11 protein-coding genes and 2 pseudogenes are annotated in these 16,547 nt (G+C 57.6%); 9 read left to right on the top strand and 4 right to left on the bottom strand.

Features of this window, described 5'->3' with window-relative positions; translation table 11 throughout:
* The first annotated feature begins 6 nt into the window (after window positions 1-6).
* Window positions 7-2,232, top strand: coding sequence for a S8 family peptidase (locus KY496_RS05030; protein ID WP_219864096.1), 2,226 nt, complete (start codon window positions 7-9; stop codon window positions 2,230-2,232).
* A 24-nt stretch (window positions 2,233-2,256) separates the two neighbouring features.
* Entirely contained in the window at window positions 2,257-3,453 is a 1,197-nt protein-coding gene (locus KY496_RS05025) for a tyrosine-type recombinase/integrase (RefSeq protein ID WP_219864095.1), read from the top strand.
* Between the two features lie 43 nt (window positions 3,454-3,496).
* Here the strand turns inward: KY496_RS05025 and KY496_RS05020 are convergent, their stop codons facing one another.
* Window positions 3,497-4,444: an MFS transporter gene (locus tag KY496_RS05020; protein ID WP_229520424.1), complete on the bottom strand. Its 948-nt coding sequence runs from the start codon at window positions 4,442-4,444 to the stop codon at window positions 3,497-3,499.
* A gap of 37 nt (window positions 4,445-4,481) precedes the next feature.
* On the opposite strand from KY496_RS05020, the gene KY496_RS05015 reads away from it, so the two are divergent.
* Window positions 4,482-5,732 (top strand): IS256 family transposase, encoded by a 1,251-nt coding sequence (locus KY496_RS05015; protein WP_157225494.1) that lies wholly within the window; start codon window positions 4,482-4,484, stop codon window positions 5,730-5,732.
* On the opposite strand, the gene KY496_RS05010 is transcribed toward KY496_RS05015, so the two are convergent.
* Window positions 5,733-6,101 (bottom strand): MFS transporter, encoded by a 369-nt coding sequence (locus tag KY496_RS05010; protein ID WP_219864093.1) that lies wholly within the window; start codon window positions 6,099-6,101, stop codon window positions 5,733-5,735.
* A 292-nt stretch (window positions 6,102-6,393) separates the two neighbouring features.
* Here KY496_RS05010 and KY496_RS27050 point away from each other — a divergent pair.
* From KY496_RS27050 to KY496_RS04990, 5 genes and pseudogenes are all read left to right on the top strand, one after another.
* Window positions 6,394-6,567: pseudogene (locus KY496_RS27050) on the top strand (helix-turn-helix domain-containing protein); the annotation flags it as partial.
* Between the two features lie 201 nt (window positions 6,568-6,768).
* The gene (locus KY496_RS27045; protein WP_229493505.1) at window positions 6,769-7,269 is read left to right on the top strand and encodes an arsenate reductase ArsC; all 501 of its coding nucleotides are present in this window, start codon (window positions 6,769-6,771) and stop codon (window positions 7,267-7,269) included.
* A gap of 30 nt (window positions 7,270-7,299) precedes the next feature.
* Window positions 7,300-7,779 (top strand): arsenate reductase ArsC, encoded by a 480-nt coding sequence (locus KY496_RS05000; RefSeq protein ID WP_219864092.1) that lies wholly within the window; start codon window positions 7,300-7,302, stop codon window positions 7,777-7,779.
* An 89-nt stretch (window positions 7,780-7,868) separates the two neighbouring features.
* Complete coding sequence (locus KY496_RS04995; protein WP_219864091.1) at window positions 7,869-9,149, top strand: arsenic transporter; 1,281 nt, start codon at window positions 7,869-7,871, stop codon at window positions 9,147-9,149.
* A gap of 10 nt (window positions 9,150-9,159) precedes the next feature.
* The gene (locus KY496_RS04990) at window positions 9,160-10,185 is read left to right on the top strand and encodes an IS110 family transposase (protein ID WP_219864090.1); all 1,026 of its coding nucleotides are present in this window, start codon (window positions 9,160-9,162) and stop codon (window positions 10,183-10,185) included.
* A gap of 511 nt (window positions 10,186-10,696) precedes the next feature.
* Here the strand turns inward: KY496_RS04990 and KY496_RS04985 are convergent.
* A protein-coding gene (locus tag KY496_RS04985) for an IS3 family transposase (RefSeq protein ID WP_229520324.1) occupies window positions 10,697-12,252 on the bottom strand; the annotation gives its coding sequence in 2 pieces (ribosomal slippage) (window positions 10,697-11,790 and window positions 11,790-12,252; 1,557 coding nt in all).
* Window positions 12,253-12,326: 74 nt separating this feature from the next.
* Here KY496_RS04985 and KY496_RS04980 point away from each other — a divergent pair.
* Window positions 12,327-13,292 (top strand): annotated as a pseudogene (locus KY496_RS04980) (IS110 family transposase); the annotation flags it as partial.
* Window positions 13,293-14,112: 820 nt separating this feature from the next.
* Here KY496_RS04980 and KY496_RS04975 read toward each other — a convergent pair.
* Window positions 14,113-16,533 carry a heavy metal translocating P-type ATPase gene (locus tag KY496_RS04975; protein WP_219864089.1) on the bottom strand — a complete coding sequence of 807 codons (2,421 nt, stop codon included), beginning with the start codon at window positions 16,531-16,533 and terminating at the stop codon, window positions 14,113-14,115.
* Between the last annotated feature and the right edge of the window lie 14 nt (window positions 16,534-16,547).

Here is a 16,547-nt window from a genome sequence, read left to right as displayed (position 1 = left end):
TCAGGAATGGCGGCAACGAACATCATTTTGGGATACGGCGAGACGCTCACGCAACCATTCACACTCAAGCGCAGTTCCGGGCCAAAGAAATACCCGTATAACATCGCGCAGCAGCGAGAATGCCTTGGCAAGCAACTTGACCTCTTGCTAATCAACTATCATGCACAGCCGCCGGCTCTCAAGCCTCGCGGCGAGTCCGTTGCCAGGTTCACGTTACATCCCGCCTTCCTCGCTAAAACACATCACCCCAATAACCTGCTCAAGGCAAGCGGCTTGCGTTGCGTAGGAAGCCGGTCAGCCCGCGTAGTGCCGCGTGACGTCGCGAGCAGCCGCCAGCGTGCGGGTGAAGAGACCTTCACCGCAGCGCTGTATGTCGCAGGTACCGAAGTGGCATTCAGCAAATTGAAGAAAATGCTTTTTTCGGAAGAAATGTCCGAAACGCAGCAGAAGGCATTTTGTCGCTTCGAACTCATGGAAGAGTTCAGCGCTGCAGACAAGAACTTTGCCACGAATTCGGATCAAGCGCTGGCCTCGCTTGAGGTTGTCCTGCATGCCGCTGTCGAAGATGCCGACATCATCAAAGCGTTCGCATCCTACGTCGCCTCGCTAGGTGGAGCAGCTGAAGTATCACGTGCACTGAGCGTATCTGCCCTGACATTCATTCCAGTGCGCCTGGCGGCCGCTCAAGCGCAGGATCTGGCCGCGTTCCAATTTGTGCGGGCGGTGCGGGTGATGCCGTCATTACGTATCGGCGGCAGGGACATGCGTAGCTCGAGCGTCGTCGCGCCCGCTTTAACTGAGCAACCTGCGATTGACACCAAGCTGAAGGTCGCAGTGTTCGACGGCGGCATCGGTCACACCGACCTGGGCCGGTGGGTACAAGAGACAATCTTGCCAGGTGCAGAGACGACCTCGGCAGCCTATCTCAATCACGGCAACGGTGTGACAAGCGCTCTGCTATTCGGACCACTTGACGAAGAGAGTGAGCAGTTCCCGCGTCCTTATGCAAACGTGCATCATTACCGCTGCATCAGTCCATCGTTGCAGCTCTCGGATAATGTGCCCGACGTCGACCTCTACGACGTACTCAAGAATATCGACCATGTTCTGAAGACCGAGAAATATGACTTCCTGAACTTCAGCATCGGGCCATATATGCCGATGGACGATGATGAAGTTCACCCGTGGACAGCACTGATAGACAGTCACCTTGCCTCGGGCAACACATTAGCAGCTATCGCGGTTGGTAATGATGGCGAGAAGGGATGGCCCGAGTGCCGGGTACAGCCCCCGTCCGATATGGTCAACGCGCTGGCCGTGGGCGCGTGCGACGTCACATCGTCGTCCTGGGCGCGTGCGCCCTATAGTTCACACGGCCCCGGCCGCAGCCCGGGCATGATCAAACCTGATGGCGTCGCCTTTGGTGGCTCGGAAGAGGAGCCCTTCACTGTCTACAATGCTCTCAGCGGGCAATACGCTCACACGACAGGCACGAGTTTCAGTTCTCCAGCGACCCTGCGAACGGCGATCGGCGTGAAAGTGTCGCTGAACTCACCACTGAGCGTTCTGGCTGTTCGTGCGTTGATGTCGCACCACGCCAGCCGACCTAAACAGATGTTGATGAGCCATGTCGGGCATGGCCGGTTTCCCCAGAGTGTCGATGAAGTCCTGACGTGCGAGGACAACGAAGTCAGGGTTATTTACCAAGGTACCCTGCAGGCTGGTCAAAACCTGCGGGCGCTCATCCCGTTCCCTTCCCTTCCGCTAAATGGGAAGGTAACTCTTCGCGCCACGCTGTGCTTCGCAAGTCACACCGATCCAGAACATGCGGTGAATTACACCCGCGCCGGACTGACGGTGTTGCTGCGTCCGAAGAAGACATCGAAGAAGACGATGCCGTTTTTCTCGTCGTCGAAGATGTACACGACCGAACTGGAGGCGCGCACCGACGAGCAAAAATGGGAGACGACGCTCAAGCATGAACATCGCTTTAACGTCGACACGCTAGACGATCCGCTTTTTGACATCACGTACGGCGCTCGGGAGGACGGACAAAGCGTCGACAACGCCTCGCTGCCGCCACTACCGTACGCAATGGTTGTAACAGTCGCCGCTGAAGACACGCCTGGCGTCTACAATAATATTCGACAGCGCTACCAGACGCTGCAACCTGTCGAGATTCGTCAAGAGGTGCGTCTTCAGAGCGGCACCGGCAAACCTCGATCTAGCTAATTCCCGTGTCAGAGTAAGTTTTTGATGTCCGAACAGATCGCCACCGTCCTTGAAGCAATTCCCGTTTCGCCCATGGAGGTGATATCGGTGTCATGCGATCTGGATGGATCACTTGGCACCAACCGCGAGTGGAATGTGCCGAGGCAAATTGGTGCAAACACCGACGTTGCTGCGGTACTGGCCTGGCTCGCGAATTTTACCCACAAGCAAACAACGTTCGATGCCTACCGAAAGGAGGCTGAGCGGCTACTGCTATGGTGTGTGCTTGAGCGTGGCAAACCCTTATCTTCTCTGGCGCACGAGGATTGGTTGGCCTATCAGAAATTCTTGGGCAATCCCATGCCACGGGACATGTGGGTGAGTGAGCAGAATCGGCGCCATCCTCGAAATGACCCGCGCTGGCGCCCATTCGCAGGACCGCTGTCGGTGTCAAGCCAACGACAGGCCGGTATCATCCTCGCATCGATGTTCTCCTGGCTCGTCAATGCAGGATACCTTGCAGGCAACCCGCTTTCACTTTCCCGCCAACGAGGCCGTGCGCGGGCGCCGCGCATTGAGCGCTATCTTGACGATGAATTGTGGTTGGAAGTCAAAGCCACGATCGACGCCATGCCGCGCGAGACGCCTCGAGAGCGTGAGCGATATCTTCGGCTGAGGTGGCTGCTCACCTTGTTCTATGTTTGCGGCCTGCGTATCTCGGAGATTGCCGAGAACAATATGGGCAACTTCTTCTGCCGGCGTGACCGCGACGGCGCCGAGCGGTGGTGGCTTGAGATCCTCGGCAAAGGTAGCAAGGTGCGACTGGTACCGGCGACCCATGAGTTAATGATTGAGCTCGGTCGATATCGGCGTGAACTGAACTACCCTGCTCTGCCTGTATCTGGCGAGTCAACGCCGCTGCTGCTGCCCATCGGTGGCAAGCCCAAAGCAATGAGCCGCGGCGGGATCCACGACATCGTCAAGTCAGTTTTCGCGATGACGTCCGAGCGCATCAAGCTCAAGGGACCAGAGTTTGCGCATGTTGCGCATCGAATCAGCCAGGCATCGGCGCATTGGCTGCGGCATACGGCGGGATCACATATGGCCAATAATTCCGTAGACTTGCGGCACGTCAGGGACAATCTCGGCCATGCTTCGATCAGCACTACCAGTGGGTATCTACACGCGCCCGATGACAACCGACACAACGATACGCAAGACAAGCACCGGGCAAACTGGTAAGGACCAAGGATAGTCAGCCAGGCTGCCTCTGATTCCCACAAGCTTATAGGCCGGACTCATGTTCTTTCGATGCTACCGGCGAAGTTGCCCCGGGCGTCGGTAAGGAAGCGATACCTAGCTTGAGTTCGATCCGTTCCCTGATCGCCAGTAAATAGACCACAAGGGACAGTACCGCCACGCCCAGGAGGATCGACAATATGATCGAAGGGTCTGACTGCCTGGCCATGATCAGAGCTGCTACGACGGGGCCGGCCGCTTTGGCCAGCAACGCCGGCGCCGCCATGGCACCTGCGATGGAACCATAATTCTCACTGCCGAAGAGCGCTTGAGGCAACGTGCCACGCACGATCGTAATTATCCCATTACTCAGTCCGTAAATGACACAGAAAGCCGCAACGGCCCACGCTTGCTCACCAAAAAGCACAATAACTGTTAGTGCGGCAGGGAGTGTCGCAAAGCAAAAGATACCCACCGTTTGAGGAATGCAATTGCGCCCGACCGTCCGCTCCAGTACCCGGCCGGCGACTTGCATGGGCCCAATCAACATGGCCATCATAACGGCCAGTTCGGCGCTATGCCCGAGCTCCTGCAACAGGGGCAACAGATGCACCGACAGGGCCGCAAACACGAGCACATTGGCAGCGAAAGCGATCGCGAGCTTCCAGAACGCGGGATGGCGTATTGCTTCAACAAGCGTATGTCCACGGTGTGCGTTCTGGCGCGAAATCGGCCTTGCCTGCTCTTTACCGAGCAGCATATGAAGTGGTAGGCAAATTATCAGGTGAAAGGCCCCGTAAAGCAGATAGGTATCGCGCCACCCGAGCGACGTATCAAGCACCTGAGTGAGCGGCCAGAACACCGTGCTCGCGAAGCCGGCAAACAGTGTGAGCATCGATATCGCTTTGCGACCTTGCAGGGCAAAACGACGATTGATTGTGGCAAAAGCCGCCTCATACGAGCCTGTCAGAATTTCTGTGTGGAACGGGGTCATGAAATAATCCCGAAAGGACTGTTCCATGACCGAAGTGATGACCACCAAGAAGCCCAAAAAACAGAAAGCAGCGTACCCGTTTCCCGTTGAGCTGATCGACCAGTTGCTGGCCCAGGTTGAGAACAAGGACGCCGAGTCGATCCTTGGCGAATCGGGCCTCGCCGGGCAGCTCAAAAAAATGCTGGCCGAGCGTATGTTGTCGGCCGAGTTGAACCACCACCTGGCCAACGAGGAAGACGGCAGCAGAAACCACCGCAACGGTAGCAGCCCGAAGAAGGTCTTGACGCCAGGCGGGGAGCTCCACCTGGACATTCCGCGCGATCGTCTGTCGAGCTTCGAGCCCAAACTGGTGGCCAAACATCAGCGCCGGATGTCGGGCTTCGACGATCACGTTATCAGCATGTACGCTCGTGGTATGAGCGTGCGCGAGATTCAGGCGCATTTGCTGGAGTTGTACGGCACCGAGGTGTCGCCAGACCTGATTTCGACCATCACCGACGAAGTGCTCGAGGAGGTCGCGCAGTGGCAGCAGCGGCCGCTCGAGGCGATGTATCCGATCGTGTATTTCGACGCGTTGCGCCTGAAGATCCGGGACGAAGGCACGGTCAAGAACAAGGCCGTATATCTGGCCTTGGGCATTCGTGCCGACGGCCGCAAGGAAGTGCTGGGTCTGTGGATCGAACAGACCGAAGGCGCCAAATTCTGGCTGAAGGTTTTCAACGAACTCAAGAACCGCGGACTGGACGATATCCTGATCGCCGTCGTCGATGGCCTGCGCGGCTTCCCGGAGGCCATCGAGGCCGTTTATCCGCAAGCGCAGATCCAGACGTGCATCGTGCACCTGATCCGCAATTCGACGACGCTTGCGGCCTGGAAGGACCGGAAGGAACTGGCAGCGGCGCTCAAGCCGATCTACCACGCTGCCAACGCCGAGCTGGCCGAAGCGGCGCTGGATGCCTTTGCAGAAGGCCCATGGGGCACCAAGTTTCCGACCGTGGCCGCGATGTGGCGGCGCCAGTGGCAGCAGGTGATTCCGTTCTTTGCCTACCCACCTGAAGTGCGCACGATCATCTACACGACCAACGCTATTGAAAGCCTGCATATGCGTCTGCGGAAGATCGTCAAGAACCGTGGTCACTTCCCCAGCGACGAAGCCGCGACCAAGTTATTGTTCCTGGCCTTGCGCAATATCGAGAAAGATTGGAAGATGCCACAGCGTACCTGGAAGCAGGCTGCCAACCAGTTCGCCATCATGTTCGGCGAGCGCTTCACGAACGCGATTATCTAACTACGAATTCTGGCCCCGCACACAGAATTTCTGACAGGTCCCCTCATACAGCGTCAAGCTCATCGCCAAGCCAATGATCGTCCATGCAGCGATATAAGTGGCAGGCGTCTTACTCATGCCAAGTGCGAACAAACCGATGGCGGAAACAACCGAGCCAATGCTCATGATTGAACGGCCACCGTATCGGTCGAGCAACATGCCCACAGGTGTCGCGGCAACGCCAGCTGCGAGCAAGCTCCAGGAATAAGCCCCGAACACGAGCGCACTGCTCCACCCGGTCTCTCGCTCGATCTCGGGCGCGATGACGCTGAATCCGTAGAACATCGAGCCCCACGAGATAATTTGCGTGCATGCAAGGATGCCGATCATACGCCATTGCGCTGTCACGATTTCTCCATAGCTTTGCCTACACCGCAAGCTGCTGTCAGGTGGCAGAGTGTGTCTGTCAGGACCAGCTCCATGTGCCCATTTTCTTACAACATCGCCAGTTTCAGGATGATCACGTGATCGACCAGTGCTCCGCTCTGCCGAGAGCCAGGCCGTTCCCAGCCATCCGCCGCACATGCTGGATTTGCACAAGAATAGTTCAATATACGTTGAATCTTCCCCAAAAACCATGCAATAATTAAAAAGTTGTTGAACATTTGAAGGTTGCCTAGGCATGCAGAAAAAATCCGCACTCGGCGCGCTGGCTGCGCTTGCCCAAGAGAGCAGGCTCGACGTCTTTCGCCTGCTGGTTCAGGTCGGTCCAGAAGGTCTTGCCGCACGCAAGATCGCCGATCACCTGGGCATCACGCCGCCGGCGCTCTCGTTTCACTTGAAGGAACTCACGCATGCCTGTCTCGTCAGTCCTCGTCAGGCGGGTCGTTCAATTATCTATACGGCAAACCTGGACACGATGGGTGGCTTGGTTGAGTACCTCAGCGAAGATTGCTGCAAGGGTATTCCCTGCGGACCAGTAGGCGCCGCTCTTTGGACAAATAGCGCGGCTACCTCAGCTTCGCTCATGCAAGCAGTTAATCGACCTGGAGAGATCATGGAAGACAAGATCTACAACGTGCTGTTTCTGTGCACGGGCAATTCGTCTCGCAGCATCATGGCAGAGGCACTGCTCAATACCATGGGCAAGGGGCGTTTTCGCGGGTACTCGGCTGGCAGTCACCCGACCGGCGCCGTCAACCCAATCGCTCTCGAGCAAATACGCGGTACCGGTTACGCCGTGACTCAAATGCGTAGCAAAAGCTGGGATGAGTTCAGCCAGGCCGACGCGCCGCATATGGATTTTGTCTTTACGGTGTGCGACAACGCGGCAGGAGAAGTTTGCCCAATCTGGCCTGGTCATCCCATCTCGGCACATTGGGGTTTCGAAGATCCCGCCGCTGTCACAGGTACTGATGAGCAAAAGCGAGCCGCATTTAACAAGGTGTACAGGCAGATCCTGACCAGGATGAATCTGTTCACGAGTCTGCCGCTCAATATGCTCGAGAAAAATGCAATCCAGGCGCAGGTCAGCGGCATTGGCTCTACGCCGGTTTGACCCTTTTTTTGACCCATCGACCATTCTCACATGAACATCCTATTTCTTTGCACTGGCAACTCATGCCGCTCGGTCTTGAGCGAAGGCGTTTTCAACCATCTCGCACCGGCTGGCCTAAAGGCCATCAGCGCAGGCAGTCAGCCTGCCGGGCAGCTTCATCCGCGCGCGGTGGCGCTACTCCATAAGAAGGGCATCTCGACAGAAGGCTATTACAGCAAGTCTTGGGATGATCTGCCGGTCACTCCGGATGTTGTCGTGACCGTGTGCAGCAATGCTGCTGGCGAAACCTGCCCGGCTTACTTGGGACAGGTGATCCGGACGCACTGGGGACTGGACGATCCCGGCCACGTTGTCGGAACCGAGGAAGAGATCGAGTCAGCGTTCGAGCAGACCTACGACATCATTAATGCACGCATCAAGGCATTCTTGTCGCTTCCGCTGGAAGAGCTGAAAGATGACCGGGTTCGCTTCAAAGAAGAACTGGACCGCATTGGCACCATCGGCACCTGACCGATTAGTAACCGCAGGCCGGCTGTGGCAGTTCGCCCTGGCCTGCCGCGCAACCATCAACCAGACCATTACCTTTTCCGGGACCACCCGTGCTGATCGCATTCCTGATTTTTCTCGTTACTCTCATCTTTGTCATCTGGCAGCCTCGTGGTCTTGGAATCGGCTGGAGCGCATCAATTGGCGCCTTAGTTGCGCTTCTGGCGGGTGTCATTCACCTCGCCGACATTCCAGCAGTCTGGAATATTGTTTGGAATGCGACCGGCACTTTTGTAGCAGTCATCATCATCAGCCTGCTGCTCGACAAGGCCGGGTTCTTCGAATGGGCGGCCTTACATGTCGCGCGGTGGGGTGGCGGGAACGGCAAGCGACTGTTCGTGATGCTGGTGCTACTTGGGGCTGCCGTCGCGGCGCTCTTTGCCAATGATGGGGCAGCACTGATCCTCACGCCAATCGTGATCGCCATGCTCCGTGCGCTGCGCTTTAATGCACGCTCGATGCTTGCGTTCGTAATGGCTGCGGGCTTCATCGCCGACACCGCCAGCTTGCCGCTTGTGGTTTCTAACCTGGTCAATATCGTCTCGGCCGATTATTTCGGCATCAGCTTCGCGCGATATGCGGCCGTGATGGTGCCAGTCAATGTGGTATCGGTCATCGCAACGTTGGTCGCTCTGCTACTGTTCTTCCGACGCGATATTCCGGCCAACTACGACCTGGCGCAATTGAAACGCCCACATGACGCAATTCATGACCGGGCAACTTTTATTACTGGCTGGTGGGTCCTCGCACTGCTATTGATCGGTTTCTTCTGGCTTGAATCGATCGGAGTGCCGATCAGTGCTGTAGCTGCAGTGGGCGCAGTGATGCTGTTGGCAGTTGCAGCGCGCGGTCATCGCATCTCCACGCGCGAAGTGCTGCGCGACGCGCCGTGGCAGGTCGTGGTGTTTTCGCTCGGTATGTACTTGGTCGTCTATGGCTTGCGTAACGCGGGTCTCACCGACTATCTCACGGCGTTGCTCGAGCGTTGCGCGAGTCACGGCGTGTGGGGCGCAGCCCTGGGTACGGGCTTCATTACAGCAGGCCTCTCCTCCATCATGAACAATATGCCTACTGTGCTGATCGGTGCACTGTCGATCGATGCTACGGCCACTGAAGGAGTCGTGCGAGAGGCAATGATCTATGCCAACGTCATCGGTAGCGACCTTGGCCCCAAGATCACGCCGATCGGAAGCCTAGCGACTCTGCTATGGCTACACGTGCTCGACAGTAAAAATATTCACATCTCCTGGGGCTACTACTTCCGTGTCGGCATCGTTCTTACGCTACCCGTGTTGCTGCTCACGTTAGCCGCTTTAGCGATACGCCTAGCATAAGGATCGATCAGTGGTCGGTGTCGATACTGCCAAAAGTGTGTTCCAGGTGTATACCGTTGAGCAGGCAACAGGCGAAGTGATCAACAAGCCCATCAAGCGCGCGCAGTTCCTGCAGTGGTTCGCCAACCGGCCGCCTTGCCTGATCGGCATGGAGGCATGCGGCGGTTCGCAGCATTGGGCGCGCAAGCTTCAGGAATTGGGGCACGAGGTAAAGCTGATGAGCGGGAAGATGGTCAAGGCTTTCGTCAGCGGTAACAAGAACGATGCAGCCGATGCGCGTGCGATCTACATGGCTGCGCAACAGTTGGAAGTGAAAGCCGTGGCGATCGAGACCGAAGCGCAGCAGGCTGTGCTGGCAATGCACCGGATCAGGCAGCAACTAGTGAAAATGCGCACGGCACAAATGAACGCCCTACGCGGTCTGCTGGCGGAGTACGGTGAAGTGTTTGGTACGGGCAGGAAGTCCTTTGATGCCGGCACCAAGGCGGCGCTCGAGCGGTTGGCCGAGAGGCTGCCGATGCCGCTCATCGACACGCTGCGCGACCAGTGGAACGAGCTGGCCCGGCTGGATGACCGCATCACCCGCATCGAGGTATCGCTACTGACATGGATGCGGCAAGACCGCGCCGCCAAAGCGATCTTCGCGATTCCAGGCGTCGGCCTGTTGACCGCGACCGCCGTGGTGGCTGCGATGGGAGATGCGAAGGCATTCCGGTCTGGCCGTGAGTTTGCGGCCTGGCTTGGGCTCATACCGGGCCAGACCGGTAGTGGAGGAAAAGTGCGGCTGCTGGGGATGAGCAAACGCGGCGACACCTATCGGCGCACCCTGCTGATGCATGGTGCGCGAGCAGTGCTGCGGCGCCCCAGGACGCTCAGTCCTTGGTTGCAGCAACTGAGCCAGCGGCGGCCACTGAACGTGGTAATCGCAGCGCTGGCCAACAAGATGGCGCGTACAATCTGGGCGGTATTGGTCCATGACCGAGCATATGACAAGGATCACGTCAGCATGCGGCCAACCACGGCGACAGCGGCGTGAAGAGTGACTTAACTTACGAAAGGATTACTCGCCACCAGTTGCGTTAGGTATCGACAGCGATGACAGACAGGTCAGACCGGGATTCACCAAGCCTGAATGGAGCCTGGGGCTTAGCAGCCCGTGCAGAGAATGAGGCGTGGATCAGCGGATTTCATCGGGGCCAGCGGCGATGCCGCGTACCAGGCCGGATAAAGAACTGCGACTTTCCTCGTCTGAACAGCGCTGAAAATGCCTTGCAAAAGGAGGGCGTCCATATAGGCTCCATTCTTTGAGAAAAATGGAATGGACGCCTCCCTTCTTTTCAAATCGAAGCGATGCTTTAAACGCTGCAAGAGGACAATCGAGGCTCTGTAGACCAGAGTCGCGGCCCCCGCCGATGAACTAGTTCTTTGACCAGCCTTCAGAGAGGAGCGCACCATGAGCAATGCACCGATTGTCTACGGCGTGGACTTGGCCAAGAGCGTTTTCCAGATGCATTGGCGGTGTTTGTCAACGTAGTTGTCGCGTCACCTCACGCGACCTGCCGTAGTTCCTCTGGTCGAATCCGTTCCGGATTCAGCCAGACCTGACTATCCAGATTCCAGTTCCTGACATCCCGCGACCAGCGCTGCGGATTACGGTTCTTCGCTTCTCGATATACCTGTTCGCGATACTCCAGAATCGCTTCAGCCTGGCCGCCATGACGTTGTGCCGGCGTCACGAATTTCAGGCCGCTGTGCTTATGCTCCTGGTTGTACCATCGCACAAATTTCTGCGTCCATGCCCGCGCGTCTTCCAGCGTCGCAAACGGCTGGCGCGGGTAGTTCGGTCGATATTTGCAGGTCCTGAATAACGACTCTGCGTAGGCGTTGTCGTTGCTCACACGCGGCCTGCTGAACGACGGTGCAACGCCGAGTTGCTCCAATGTGGCCAGCATGGTCGAGCCCTTCATGGCGCTGCCATTATCCGAGTGCAGTACCAGCGGTCGGCCGGCCAATCCCTCAGCCAGGCTGGCCCTGCGCATCAGCCGCGCCGCCGATTCTGCCGACTCCGCCTCGTGGACTTCGTGACCGACAATCTTGCGGCTGTAGATGTCGAGCACCATGTACCAGTAGTGGTACTTGCCTTTGATCGCAGCCGGCAGCCACGTAATGTCCCAACTCCACACCTGGTTCGGCGCTATGGCGCAATGGCTCGTGACCACGCGCTCACTCGGCTTTTTGGCCTTGCCACGATGGTGCTGCTGCGAGGCCGACTTCAAGACACGGTAGAAGCTCGACTCCGAAGCCACATAGATGCCTCGATCGGCCAGCGTCGGCACGATCTGACTCGGCGGCAGACTGGCAAATTCCTCGCTGTTGGCGACAGCCAGAATCTCGGTACGCTCGTCTTCGGTGAGCTTGTTGGCCGGCTCAGGCCTGACGCTAGTTGGGCGGCTGTCGACGGCTACAGCATCATCTCCGCCCCGCACCCAGCGCTGAAACGTGCGCAGGGTGATGCCGAGTTCACGACAAGCCGGTGACAGCCGGCTGCCTGCAGCTTCGGCTTCACGGATCAACGCAACACATGACAGGCGATCTGGGGCGCTGATCAGTCTTCCTCTTTGTCCCCCCAGATCGCCTGGGCTTTTTTTCGCAGGATCAGCAACGCTGCTGCTTCAGCCAGCGCCTTCTCCTTGCGTTGCAAGTCCTTCTCCAACTGCCGGATCCGCTTCTTGTCTTCCTTCGACTGGACCTGCTGCGCCCGGGTTTGCTGCACCACGCTCACGTTGGCGGCCATACATGCGGCTCGCCAGGTGGCGATCTGCTCCGCAAACAGCCCCTTCCGACGGCAATATTCCGACAGTTCGCTCTCGTTCAACGCAGCCGTTTCCAGCACGACAGCGAACTTGTCCTCTGAGGTCCATTCCTCAGCATTTTTCCCACTACCTGGCACCGGCATTCCTTGATTACGAAGTTGACGGCGCCAAGTATAAAGCGTCTGTTCGGTGATCCCACTCTCACGGGCCAGTTCCGACACCACGCGGTTCTGGGGCGGCATCATCTGCCGTAACAACGCCTCTTTTCGTTCTGCTGGATACTGCTTCACACGTTCTCTCTTGCCCGTCCCCGGTATGGCTTTACTCAATCACGTGACGCGACAACTATTCTGACACCGGGGGTTGGTTCGACCCGGAGACGGGTGAGGTGATGAACAAACAGTTCAAGCGCGCCGGCTTTCTATCTCACTTCGCAAACCGCGCTCCATGCCTGATCGGCATGGAGGCATGTGGTGGGTCCCATCATTGGGCACGGCAGTTGATAAAGATGGGCCATCAAGTCAGGTTAATGCCGGGGGAGTTTGTGAAGGCGTTCAATATCCGCAACAAGAACGACGCCGCTGATGCTCGGGCAATCTGGCTCGCTGTCCAGCAGCCGAGTAAGGCAATCGCAGTGAAAACCGAACTGCAACAAGCAATGTTGGCATTACATAGGATACGCCAGCAACTGGTGAAGTTTCGAACGATGCAGATCAACGCCCTTCGGGGGTTGCTGACTGAGTACGGAGAGGTAGCTTCCCAAGCTCGTATGTCACTCGACAAGGTGATGCCGGAAATCCTGGCTCGAATTGCGGAGCGTCTGCCGACAGCACTGATCGATACGTTGCGTGAACAATGGAACGGACTGACGAAGCTGGACGAGCAGATTGCAGCAATTGAACGGCGAATGCGTGAATGGAAGAAGGATGATTGCGCCGTGAAGGCGATCAGTGAAATCCCGGGGGTAGGCTTGCTGACCGCGACTGCAGCGGTCGCGATGATGGGAGACGCAAAAGCGTTTCGATCAGGGCGAGAGTTTGCCGCGTGGGCGGGGCTCGTGCCAAAGCAAACTGGTTCAGGCGGCAAGGTGAAGCTTCATGGCATCAGTAAGCGCGGCGACACATACCTGCGAACGTTGTTGATCCATGGTGCTCGTAGTGTACTGATCAACGCTAGGGATCCGAGTCCATGGGTCCAGCAGCTGAGACAGCGGCGACATCCAAATGTGGTGATTGTGGCGCTTGCGAACAAAATCGCGCGAACGATCTGGTCAGTTCTTGCTCATAACCGACCGTACCGAAAGGAATACATCAGCATGAAGCCGACGTAGGCAGCAAAGTGGGCAAGAGCGGCCCCGCGAAGTTAGAACGTCAAAGGTTGCGAGGATGAAGAGTGATGGCGAAATAGGTCAGACCGTGATCTGCTAAACCTGAATAGCTCCAAGAGCTTCGAGCTCGAGAGAGAAATGAGGAGTAGATCAGCGGATTCCATCGAGGCCCGCAGCGGAAGACCCGACTGCAACAAGGCCGGATATAAAGCTGCGAACTGTTCCTGTCACGTCAGACACTCAAATCCCTTGCAAACGGGAGGCGTCCATATAAATGGAGCTATGAAAAAGCAACCCAAGTATTCCCCCGAAGTCATCGAGCGCGCCGTACGCATGGTCAGCGAAGCCGGCAACCAGTACGAGTCACAGTGGGCCGAAATCACGTGGATCGCCGCCGCCTAGCTGGAGCCGGCCGCGCTCACTTCCGGCCGATGCTATGTTGCGGAAGACGAAAACGCTGGACAATCCCGTCGCCCCTGTGGCCAAGACCAGCGACTGCGAACGTGTAGCTTGAACCCGTGCATTTATCGTCCCTTGTCTTTGCGACGAGACCGCGACCGCTTGCCCACACCGCTTGTGGACAGTGCAGGCTGGCTCCGCTTTTGACGGCGCCGCTGTCGCCACTGCGGCAGTTTGCAGTAAATATAGAATGCTGCTACACACACGGCTATCACCGCGCCCCCACCAACCGTTGTGTCGAGCATCTCGCTCGTGACTACTATGGGCATGATTGACTATTTTGTTCACGGCAAGCTACATGGAGGAGGCTCGAAGCCGAGCCTCCCGGTTAGCTCGACATTATTACACGCACCGCTTAAACCGATTAGTTCGATTCTGCCCTTGCACCGCGTAGTCGTAGGGCATTCCCGATTACCGATACGGAACTCAAGCTCATCGCGAGCGCTGCGATCATAGGCGACAGCAGTTGCCCAGTGAATGGATACAGAACGCCTGCAGCAAGCGGGATCCCGAGTGCGTTATAGACGAATGCAAAGCCGAGGTTCTGCCGCATGTTACGCACAGTCTCGAGCGACAGCAGGCGGGACCTTGCAATCGCTCGCAGGTCACCTTTGATCAGGGTGACATGGGCAGAGTTGATTGCGACATCCGTACCCGTTCCCATTGCGATGCCGACGTTCGCTTTTGCCAGCGCAGGAGCGTCATTGATGCCGTCCCCGGCCATCGCTACCACTCTGCCCTGCTGTTGCAGCCGCTCTACCAGGGCCAGTTTATCCTGGGGCTTGACCTCACCATGAACCTCAGCGATCCCCAACCTTGCAGCCACTGCTTGCGCGGTGGTGACACCGTCACCCGTTGCCATCACGACCGTCATTCCGGCGTCCCGAAGCGTTGCCAAAGCTTCCGGCGTAGTCTGCTTGATTGGGTCGGACACGGCGATAAGTCCGACGAGTTTGCCTTGTAAAGCCAGGTACATGACGCTCGCCCCTATTTTCCGAAGGTCTTCAGCAGCGGACTGCAATGGTTTCCAGTCGACCTTTTCGATGTCCATGAGCGCAGTATTTCCCAAGGCTACCTCGTGCCCCTTCAACTTTCCTCGAACGCCAATCCCACTGGAAGACTCGAAGGATTCAGGCTTATCCAATGCCAGATTGCGCCGGCGGGCTTCGGCGACGATCGCATGCGCCAATGGGTGTTCGCTGCCCTGGTCGATGCTGGCAGCGATGTGAAGAACGTCTTCTTCCTGAAATCCTGATGCGGCAATAGCGCGGTCGAAGGCTGGCCTGCCTTCCGTGAGGGTACCTGTCTTGTCGACGATGATGGTATCAACCTTGCGCATGGCTTCAATCGCTGCAGCGTCACGGAACAGGACCCCTTGCGTGGCCGCGCGGCCGGTGGCCGCCATGATCGACATCGGCGTCGCCAGGCCTAGTGCACAAGGGCAGGCGATGATCAGGACCGCAACGGCATTGACGAATCCGTAGACCCAGCTCGGCTCTGGCCCGAACAGCCCCCACCCAATAAGGGTGAGCAACGCAACGAGCACAACAACTGAAACAAAGTATCCAGCGACGACGTCGGCGAGCCGCTGCATCGGCGCGCGGGAACGCTGGGCGCTGGCGACCATCTGAACAATCTGGGACAGCATTGTCTGCGAGCCTACCCGCTCGGACTGGATAATAAGGCTGCCGCTGGTGTTGATTGTCGCCCCAATGACCTTGTCGCCGGGACGCTTGGTTACCGGCAGCGGTTCACCGGTAAGCATGCTTTCGTCGATCGCGCTCTCCCCTTCGACGACGGTACCGTCCACAGGCACCTTTTCGCCTGGACGCACCCGCAACTGGTCGCCGACATGCACATGCGACAGGTCGATGTCTTCCTCAGTGCCGTCGCCGCGTATCCGCCGGGCGGTCTTCGGTGCGAGGCCCAATAACGATTTGATCGCGGCCGATGTCTGTGAGCGTGCGCGTAGTTCCAGGATCTGCCCAAGCAGAGTCAAGGAAATGATAACGGCTGCAGCTTCATAGTACACACCGATCCGGCCATGCATGGCAAACGTGGCCGGGAACAGGCCCGGGGATACTGTGGCAACTACACTGTACCCATAGGCGGCAATCACGCCAATGCTGATCAAGGTCCACATGTTGGGACTACGGTTGCGAATCGACTGTGCGCCACGTACAAAGAATGGCCAGCCTGCCCACAATACGACAGGCGTACTGAGAACGAGCTCAATCCAGCTCTGATAGGGCATGCCACCCGTGAACAGTCGATGCCCTACCATCGCAAGCACGGTAACGATCACGGTTAATGGCAGCGTCCACCAGAATCGGTGCCGGAAGTCAACCAGTTCAGGATTCTCATCCTCTTCCAGGGAGGGCATCATCGGCTCAAGCGCCATGCCGCAAATTGGGCAGGTCCCGGGACCCGGCTGCTGGATTTCAGGGTGCATTGGACACGTGTAAAGCGTGCCAGCAGGACTGACCACAGCCGGCGAGATCTCGTGATCTCCGATATAGACAAGTGGATCGGCGCGGAACTTGTCCATGCATTTTGCGCTGCAGAAGTGATACAGGATAGCGTCGTGTTCGATGCGACGGTCTGGATTGTCGGCGACCTTCATACCGCACACAGGATCGGTGAAAGGCTTGTCCCCGATGGGGTCGCCATGCGACGCGGCCACCGTAGCGGCAGTCCCTGGGCCATGCTCGGGGACGGCATGCGAATGGTGACAGTGTCGGTTGGCATCCTCGTGATGCGAATGCTCGTGTGCTTCTTTTTTCATGGCAGCTCCGTCAA

It is taken from the genome of Massilia sp. NP310 (genome assembly GCF_019443485.1).
Lineage (GTDB): Bacteria > Pseudomonadota > Gammaproteobacteria > Burkholderiales > Burkholderiaceae_D > Telluria > Telluria timonae.
The sequence above is the reverse complement of the archived record's forward strand: the minus strand, read 5'-3'. Positions and strand labels throughout refer to the sequence as shown.

Bases quoted from the DNA above. Each gene is read 5' to 3' on its own strand.
- KY496_RS05020 (WP_229520424.1), bottom strand. From the start codon at position 4,444: ATGACCCCGTTCCACACAGAAATTCTGACAGGCTCGTATGAGGCGGCT.
- KY496_RS05000 (WP_219864092.1), top strand. From the start codon at position 7,300: ATGAACATCCTATTTCTTTGCACTGGCAACTCATGCCGCTCGGTCTTG.
- KY496_RS04975 (WP_219864089.1), bottom strand. From the start codon at position 16,533: ATGAAAAAAGAAGCACACGAGCATTCGCATCACGAGGATGCCAACCGA.
- KY496_RS27045 (WP_229493505.1), top strand. From the start codon at position 6,769: ATGGAAGACAAGATCTACAACGTGCTGTTTCTGTGCACGGGCAATTCG.
- KY496_RS05010 (WP_219864093.1), bottom strand. From the start codon at position 6,101: ATGATCGGCATCCTTGCATGCACGCAAATTATCTCGTGGGGCTCGATG.
- KY496_RS05015 (WP_157225494.1), top strand. From the start codon at position 4,482: ATGACCACCAAGAAGCCCAAAAAACAGAAAGCAGCGTACCCGTTTCCC.
- KY496_RS05030 (WP_219864096.1), top strand. From the start codon at position 7: ATGGCGGCAACGAACATCATTTTGGGATACGGCGAGACGCTCACGCAA.
- KY496_RS05025 (WP_219864095.1), top strand. From the start codon at position 2,257: ATGTCCGAACAGATCGCCACCGTCCTTGAAGCAATTCCCGTTTCGCCC.